7 protein-coding genes are annotated in these 7817 nt (G+C 72.9%); 2 read left to right on the top strand and 5 right to left on the bottom strand.

Annotated features, from left to right (window positions below):
• The first annotated feature begins 16 nt into the window (after positions 1–16).
• Positions 17–2077, top strand: coding sequence for a neutral/alkaline ceramidase (locus D3105_RS30510; protein WP_118906149.1), 2061 nt, complete (start codon positions 17–19; stop codon positions 2075–2077).
• Positions 2078–2110: 33 nt separating this feature from the next.
• On the opposite strand, the gene D3105_RS30505 is transcribed toward D3105_RS30510, so the two are convergent.
• The 4 genes from D3105_RS30505 to D3105_RS30485 form a co-directional block, all read right to left on the bottom strand.
• On the bottom strand, positions 2111–2593 hold the full coding sequence (locus tag D3105_RS30505) for an NUDIX hydrolase (RefSeq protein WP_010061792.1): 483 nt from the start codon (positions 2591–2593) through the stop codon (positions 2111–2113).
• A 30-nt stretch (positions 2594–2623) separates the two neighbouring features.
• Entirely contained in the window at positions 2624–4216 is a 1593-nt protein-coding gene (lnt, locus tag D3105_RS30500; protein WP_118906148.1) for an apolipoprotein N-acyltransferase, read from the bottom strand.
• 183 nt (positions 4217–4399) lie between these two features.
• Positions 4400–4963, bottom strand: coding sequence for a hypothetical protein (locus D3105_RS30490; protein ID WP_118906146.1), 564 nt, complete (start codon positions 4961–4963; stop codon positions 4400–4402).
• Between the two features lie 69 nt (positions 4964–5032).
• The gene (locus tag D3105_RS30485) at positions 5033–5818 is read right to left on the bottom strand and encodes a glutamate racemase (protein WP_118906145.1); all 786 of its coding nucleotides are present in this window, start codon (positions 5816–5818) and stop codon (positions 5033–5035) included.
• Positions 5819–5876: 58 nt separating this feature from the next.
• On the opposite strand from D3105_RS30485, the gene D3105_RS30480 reads away from it, so the two are divergent.
• Positions 5877–7058, top strand: a complete 1182-nt coding sequence (locus D3105_RS30480) for a glycosyltransferase (RefSeq protein ID WP_118906144.1) — start codon at positions 5877–5879, stop codon at positions 7056–7058.
• A 46-nt stretch (positions 7059–7104) separates the two neighbouring features.
• Here the strand turns inward: D3105_RS30480 and D3105_RS30475 are convergent.
• Positions 7105–7817: TerD family protein (locus D3105_RS30475; RefSeq protein WP_425315768.1), on the bottom strand; the 713-nt coding region annotated here is incomplete at its 5' end.

The raw sequence follows: 7817 nt of genomic DNA, 5'->3' as shown, positions 1-7817 counted from the left end.
CGCCCCAGGAGGTTCCATGCCACCCCCCACCGTCCGCCGCTCCCGGCGCAGGCTCCCCGTCGCCCTGCTCGCCGCCGCCCTCGGAGCGGTCACCCTCGGCGCCCCCTCCCCCGCGTCCGCGTCGGACACCGCCGAGGAGCCGGGCTACCTCGTCGGGCGCGGCATCGCCGATGTCACGGGCGAGGCGGCCGAGACGGGGATGATGGGCTACTCCAGCTTCGACCAGAAGACCTCGGGCATCCACCAGCGGCAGCGGTCGCGCGCCTTCGTCGTCGTCGACCGGGCGAGCGGCAAGCGGGTGGTGTACGTCAACGCCGACCTGGCGATGGTCTTCCAGTCCGTCCGGCAGGGCGTCATGGCGCAGTTGAAGGAGCGTTACGGCAGCCTGTACGGCGAGGAGAACGTCCTGCTCTCGGCCACCCACACCCACTCGGGGCCCGGCGGGTACTCCCACAACGTCGCCTACAACCTCTCCGTCCTCGGTTTCCAGAAGGAGACCTACCGGGCGATCGTCGACGGCATCACCGAGTCCGTGGCCGAGGCGCACGAGGACCTGAAGCCCGGCACGATGAGCCTGGGAACGGGGACCCTGACCAACGCCAGCGTCAACCGCTCGCGGGAGGCGTTCGACCGCAATCCGGCCGCCGACCGGGCCGCCTTCCCCGACGGCATCGACCCGGCGATGACCGTGCTGCGTTTCCAGCAGGGCGAGAAGGACGCGGGGGCGATCAGCTGGTTCGCCACCCACAACACCTCGATCACCAACAAGAACACGCTCATCAGCCCCGACAACAAGGGCTACGCCTCCTACGCCTGGGAGCACGACCACGAGGGCGTCCGGTATCTCGACGACACCCCGGGATTCGTCGCCGCCTTCCCCAACACCAACGCCGGCGACATGTCCCCCAACCTCAACCTGAAGCCCGGTTCCGGGCCCACCGAGGACGCGTTCGAGAACGCGCGCATCATCGGCGAGCGCCAGCTCGACAAGGCCCGCGAGATCTACGACGATGCGCGGCCCGTCGCCGGAGGGGTCGACTCCCGGCTCGCCTATGTCGACATGGAGAACGTGACCGTACGGCCGGAGTACACCCCGGACGGCAAGGAACACCGCACCTGTCCCGCCGTCGTGGGCGCGTCCACGCTCGCTGGCAGCGTCGAGGACGGCCCGGCCATCCCCCTCTTCGAGGAGGGCATGCGCACCCCGATCGCCACCGTCCTCGAAGCGCTGCGCGTGGATACCCCGTCCTGGCTCGCGACCTGCCAGTACCCCAAGGCGAGCCTGATCCCCACGGGCCTGCTGAGCAACGTCCATCCGGTGACCCCGAAGCGGCTCCCCCTGCAGATCATGAAGATCGGCGAGCTGCACCTGGTGGCCGCCCCGGGCGAGTTCACGATCGCCTCCGGCCTGCGCGTACGCCGCACGGTGGCCGAGCGGCTGGGCGTGGAGCTGGACCGCGTCCTGCTCCAGGGGTACGCCAACGCCTACAGCCAGTACGTCACGACGCCGGAGGAGTACGACACCCAGAACTACGAGGGCGGCTCCACGCTGTACGGCCGCTACACCCTGCCCGCCTATCAGCAGGAGTACGCCCGCATCGCGGCGTCCCTGCGCGCGGGCACGGCCTTGGAGCGGGGCACGATGCCGGCGGACGAGTCGGGGCGGCAGTTCACCTTCCAGACGGGCGTCGTGTACGACAACCCGCCCACGGGCAAGGCGTTCGGCGGGGTCCTCAAGGCCCCGGAGAGCTCGTACGCGCCCGGCTCCACCGCCACCGTCGAGTTCGCCACCGGCCACCCGAAGAACAACGTCCGCCGGGGCTCCACCTTCCTGGAGGTCCAGCGGCTGGAGAACGGCACCTGGAAGCGGGTCCTGGACGACGGTGACTGGGAGACCACCTACCGCTGGTCCCGGCTCAACGGTCTGAGCGGGACCTCGAAGGCCACGATCACCTGGAGGATCGCGGCGGACACCGCACCCGGCACCTACCGGATCGTCCACCACGGGGACGCGAAGAACCTGCTCGGGAAGATCACGCCGTTCACCGGGGCGACAGGGAACTTCACCGTGCGGTAGAGGTCGCAGGAACCCTCACCGTGCAGTAAAGGTTCAGGTCGTGCGCGGGGTGGGCTGGAACCAGGCGGGACCCTCGGTGAGGGCCTGCTTGATCCGGAACAGGGCGAACTCGCCGAGCGGCGGGAGCCCGTCCAGCGGGAACCAGCCCACCTCCAGCGACTCGTCGTCGTTGACCCGCGCCTCGCCGCCGGTCGCCCGGCAGCGGAAGGTGATGTCCAGGTACTGGCAACGGTCGCCGTTGGCGTACTGCACAGGCTCCAGCGCCTGGGTGAGCACCACCCGCTCGGCCACGCAGTGCACGCCGGTCTCCTCCAGCACCTCGCGCTCCGCCGTCGCCGCCGGCTCCTCCCCGGGCTCGGAGATCCCTCCGATGACCGACCACTTCCCCGTGTCCGCGCGCCGGCCCAGCAGCACGCGGCCCTCGTCGTCGAGCACGATGGCCGTCACGCCGGGCAGCAGGAGCAACTGGTGCCCGGCGGTGGCGCGGATGTCACGGATGAAGTCGGGAGTAGCCATGGATCCGAGCCTACGCGGCCTGATCAGGTGCTACGGTGCCGTGCCTCCGGCCCTGCGGGCCCGGAGCGCCGAGACGCCGACCCAGCCCAGGCCCGCCAGGGCCAGCAGCACGATGACGCCCTCGGGCAGCGGGCCCATCCGGGTGGCGGGGGTGAGCGAGGAGCGCAGCGGGACCTCGTCGACGAGGGCGTCGGGGGTGAACATGCCGCTCTTCTCCACGATCGTGCCGTCGGGCCGGATCACCGCGCTGACCCCGCTGGTGACGGGGACGACGACAGCCCGGCCGTGCTCGACGGCCCGCACCTGGGACATGGCCAGCTGCTGGTAGGTCATCTCGCTGCGGCCGAAGGTCGCGTTGTTGCTCGGCACGGCGATCATCTGCCCGCCGTGGGTGACCGTGTCGCGTACGGCGTCGTCGAAGGCGGCCTCGTAACAGGTCACGAGCCCCACCTTCGTCCCCGCGAGGTCGAAGACGCCCACCTCGGTGCCGGGGACGAACTCGCGCTGCACCCGGTCCACGTCCTCGCTGAAGAAGCGGGCGACCGTGCGCATCGGCATGTACTCGCCGAACGGCTGGATGTGGCGCTTGTCGTAGGTGGCCACGGGGCCCTGGTCGGGGTCCCACTCGATCAGCGTGTTGCGGAGGCTGTCGGAGCCCTTCTCGACCACCGAGCCGACGACCGTGGGGGCGCCGATCGCCTTGACCGCGTCGTCGATGACCTGGCGGGCGTCCGTGTTGAGGTAGGGGTCGAGGTCGGAGGAGTTCTCCGGCCACAGCACGAAGTCGGGCTGCTTCTCCTTGCCCGCCTTCACGTCCTCGGCCAGCTCGGCGGTGCGCCGGGCGTGGTTGTCGAGGACGGCGCGGCGCTGGGCGTTGAAGTCGAGGCCGAGGCGCGGCACATTGCCCTGGATCGCGGCGACGGTGGCCGTGCCGTTCTCGGCCGAGTCGTCGACGAGGGGCAGTGCCGCGAGGGCGCCCGCGATGGGTACGAGGACGCTCGCGGCGGCCCCGGCGACGGCGGCACGGGGGATCTTCCCGGTGGACCGGTACGCCAAGACCTGGCGCACCGCCTCGTAGAGGCCGAAGCCGCACAGGACGACGGCGAAGGAGAGCAGCGGGGTGCCGCCGAGCGCGGCGAGCGGCAGGAAGGCGCTCTCGGACTGGCCGAAGGCGATCTTGCCCCAGGGGAAGCCGCCGAACGGGATCCGGGCGCGGACCGCCTCGTCCAGCGTCCAGACGGCGGCCGCCCACACGGGCCAGTACGCGAGGCGGGTCACCGCGGCGATGCCCAGGCACCCCACGGCGATGAAGAGCCCCTCCGCGGCGGCCAGGGCCAGCCACGGCACCGGGCCGACGTCCTCGCCGGTCCAGTGGAGCAGCGGCAGCATGAAGCCGAGGCCCGACAGGAGGCCGAGGCCGAAAGCGGCCCGCAGCCGGCGCCCGTGCAGCACCCAGCCGAGCAGCGCGAAGCCGGGCAGCACGAGCCACCACACGGTCCGGGGCGGGAAGCTCGCGTAGAGCAGGAGCCCGGACAGCACGGCGGCGGCCGGGCGGAGGAGCCGCCGGGGCAGTCCGGCGGCCCGGGGGGATGCCGGGGGCGGCGAATCGTCGACGGGGGTCATGGTGGCGCTCACCCGCCGGAGTCTACGGTGGGCGGCTGTGAGCGGCGGCGTTGACCTGCGCGGGGCCGGGTCCCCGGCGGCTTCGGGGCGGCTCGCCGCCGGGGCGTCGCGGTCACCGGCGAGGATGCCGGGCGGCGGGCTGCCCGGCCACCGGACGGGATGCCGGGCGACGGGGCGGCCCGGTCAGTCGCCGGGCCGCTTTCCCGGGGACGGCAGGTGCAGGCGTTGCCGGATGAACCGTACGGCCGTCTCCGCGTCGTCGACCGTGACGGTGAAGGTCCGGCCGTCGCCGAGGCGCAGGGCCATGCCCTCGCCCTTGCGGACCACCACGGCGGTGCCCTGTTCGGGGCGCCAGCGGTAGCCCCAGCCGCCCCACTCGCGCGGATTGATCCGGGGGACGAACTCCGCGCCCGTGACATGGCTGAGCAGGATCCGGCGGCGCGGCACGCCGGCGTGGCCGCAGCGGACCTCCAGGCTGTCCCCGTCGACCTTGACGGCCACATGGACGAAGGCGAGCGTGCCGAAGAGGATCAGCAGTCCGGCGGCGAGGCAGCCGATCACGGACATGAGCAGCGGGGCGATGCCCGAGGTCCAGGCCCCGTCGACGGCGAGCTCGATGCCGAGCGCCACACATCCCGCGCCCGCGAGGGCCAGCAGCCACTGCAGCCGGTTGGTGGCGCGGCCGTTCCACTCCGCGGGCGGCGCCTGGCTCGACCCGTGCCTCGCACTCTCGGGGTGGTCGGTCATATTCAGCAGCGTAGCCGCGTTCCGGTCCCCCGGCCGGAGCTGCGAGGGCCGATCGGGCGAGCCGTACGGTCAGCGGACGGGCGCTCCGGCGACCAGGATCCGGCCTTCCGCGTAGGTCAGGGCAGCGTCCGGGAGGGCGGCGACCCGGCCGGCCCGCAGCACGGTGAGCGTGCCGGAGGGTGCGGCCGTCGGGGTCGGCGCCGCGCCGATCCGGCGCAGCGCCTGGGCGGCGACCGCCCCGGCGGAGGCATGCAGGGCGAGCGGCGGGCGGCCGGGCCGCTGCACGGCGTCGCGGATCCGGGTCGCGACGAGCTCGTAGTGGGTGCAGCCGAGGACGACGGCCCGTACATCGGACGGGGTGAGGGCGGCGGCCGCCGCGACGGTCCGGTCGATCGCGTCCTCGTCGCCGTGCTCCACGGCGTCGGCGAGTCCGGGGCAGGGCACCTCGGTGACCTCGGCGGAGCCGCCGAATTCCGCGATCAGTCCGCGCTGGTAGGGGCTGCCGGTGGTGGCCGGGGTGGCCCAGATGGCGACGGAGCCGCCGCCCGCGGCCGCGGGCTTGATCGCGGGGACCGTGCCGATGACCGGCAGGGCGGGCTCCAGTTCGGCGCGGATCGCCGGCAGGGCGTGGACCGAGGCCGTATTGCAGGCGATGATCAGCGCGTCGGGGCGTTGGGCCGCGGCGGCGCGGGCGACGTCCAGGGCGAGCGCGGTCAGGTCCTCGGGGGTACGGGGCCCCCAGGGCATCGAGCCGGGGTCGGAGGAGAGCACCAGCTCGGCGTCGGGCCGCAGGCGGCGCACGGCGGCCGCTGCCGCCAGCAGGCCGATTCCGGAGTCCATGAGCGCGATCTTCACCCGGTCACCCTAGCCGACAGCCCTTGCGAACCGGGCTCGGTGGGGCAGACTTCGGCGGATGAGCGCCGTTGCCTGGATCGCCGTGGGTTCGCTGATCGCGTGGGTGTGGCTGCTGCTGGGGCAGGGCTTCTACTGGCGGACGGACCAGCGGCTCCCCCGGCGCACCGACCCGGCGCGCTGGCCGTCGGTGGCGGTGGTCGTGCCGGCCCGCGACGAGGCGGCGATGCTGCCGGTGAGCCTGCCGTCGCTGCTGGTCCAGGACTATCCGGGGGACGCGCGGATCATCCTCGTCGACGACTGCAGCAGCGACGGGACCGGGCAGCTGGCCCGGGACCTGGCCGCCCGGTACGACGGTCTCCCGCTGACGGTGGTGACGCCCGGGGAGCCCGAGCGGGGCTGGACAGGCAAGCTGTGGGCCCTGCGGCACGGGATCGCGGTGGCCCGGCGGGACAAGCCGGACTTCCTGCTGCTGACCGACGCGGACATCGCGCACGAGCCGGACAGCCTGCGCGATCTGGTGGCCGCGGCCGGTCCCGGCGGCCCCGACGGCTTCGACCTGGTGTCGCAGATGGCGCGGCTGCGGGTGGAGAGCGTCTGGGAGCGCCTGGTGGTGCCCGCGTTCGTCTACTTCTTCGGGCAGCTCTACCCGTTCCGCCGGGTGAACAGCGCCCGATCGCGGACGGCCGCGGCGGCGGGGGGCTGTGTCCTGTTGCGTACGGAGGCCGCCGAGCGGGCGCGGATCCCGGAGTCGATCCGGCAGGCGGTGATCGACGACGTGTCGCTGGCGCGGGAGGTGCGGCGCAGCGGCGGCCGGATCTGGCTGGGGCTCGCGGAGCGGGTGGACAGTGTGCGGCCGTATCCGCGGCTCGCGGATCTGTGGCGGATGGTCGCGCGCAGTGCGTACGCGCAGTTGCGGCACAGCCCGCTGCTGCTGGCGGGGACGGTCCCGGGGCTGCTGCTCGTCTATGTGGCGCCGCCCGCGACGCTGGTGGCGGGGGTGGCGACGGGTGACGCGGCGGCGGCCTGGGCGGGCGGCGCGGCGTGGGCGGTGATGACGGCGACGTATCTGCCGATGCTGGCGTACTACCGGCAGTCGCCGTGGCTGGGCCCGCTGCTGCCGCTGACGGCGGTGCTGTACCTGCTGATGACGGTCGACTCGGCCGTGCAGCACTACCGGGGGCGGGGCGCGGCGTGGAAGGGCCGTACGTATGCGCGCCCGGAGGCCGCGCCCGACCGGTGACGACTCCGCCGCAAGGCGGGCGGCCGGTCCGGTCGGGCGCGGGTCGTCACTTGCGGCCGGGCGTCCAGTTCATGCCCCAGCCGTAGGCGGCGTCGATGGTGCGCTGGGGGCTGACGCCCCGTTCCGGAACGAGGTAGCGGGCCTCCCGCTGCACGGTGAGGTCGCCGCCGTTGTTGGTGATCAGGGCGAGGGCGCAGACCGTGGAGGGCACGGTGCACTCGTCGAGGGAGAAGTCGACGGCTGCGCCGTTCTGCGGCTGGAGGGTGACCGTGGCATGGAGATCGGCGAAACTCCGGGCGCCCTCATAGACAGTGACGAAGATCAGTACGCGCCGCAGCAGGTTCTTGTGATCGAGGTTGATGGTCATGTTCTCTCCGGTGGAAAGTGCACCGGTGCGGTCGTCGCCGTCGAGATGGATAAAGGGCGGCTGATTCAGAGAACCGAACGCGTTTCCGAGGGCCTGCACAACTCCCTTGCGTCCGTCGGTGAGTTCGTAGAGCGCGCAGAGATCAAGATCGAGATCGGCGTGCATGGCGACGGCCCGTCCGAGTTTCGCTCCCCAGCCCTTGAACTGTTTGCGCACTTCCCAGTTGAGGTTGACGCGCAGCGCGCCGGAGGTGCCGCCCTGCTTGGCGAGCGAGACGGACGGGGCGCTCTTCGTCAGCGTGATCTTGGTCAGCCGCACGGGCTGCGTGACGGGCGGGGCCGCGGGAGCGGGAGGCTGCGGGGCGGCCGGGGCCGTCACGCAGCCCGTGCGGC

Origin of the sequence: Streptomyces globisporus, from assembly GCF_003501885.1 — a bacterium.
Lineage (GTDB): Bacteria > Actinomycetota > Actinomycetes > Streptomycetales > Streptomycetaceae > Streptomyces > Streptomyces globisporus_D.
This window is presented reverse-complemented; position numbering and strand designations above follow the sequence as displayed.

Excerpts from the sequence above, each read along its gene's own strand:
- D3105_RS30490 (WP_118906146.1), bottom strand. The coding sequence starts at position 4,963 with ATGACCGACCACCCCGAGAGTGCGAGGCACGGGTCGAGCCAGGCGCCG.
- lnt (WP_118906148.1), bottom strand. The coding sequence starts at position 4,216 with ATGACCCCCGTCGACGATTCGCCGCCCCCGGCATCCCCCCGGGCCGCC.
- D3105_RS30480 (WP_118906144.1), top strand. The coding sequence starts at position 5,877 with ATGAGCGCCGTTGCCTGGATCGCCGTGGGTTCGCTGATCGCGTGGGTG.
- D3105_RS30505 (WP_010061792.1), bottom strand. The coding sequence starts at position 2,593 with ATGGCTACTCCCGACTTCATCCGTGACATCCGCGCCACCGCCGGGCAC.
- D3105_RS30510 (WP_118906149.1), top strand. The coding sequence starts at position 17 with ATGCCACCCCCCACCGTCCGCCGCTCCCGGCGCAGGCTCCCCGTCGCC.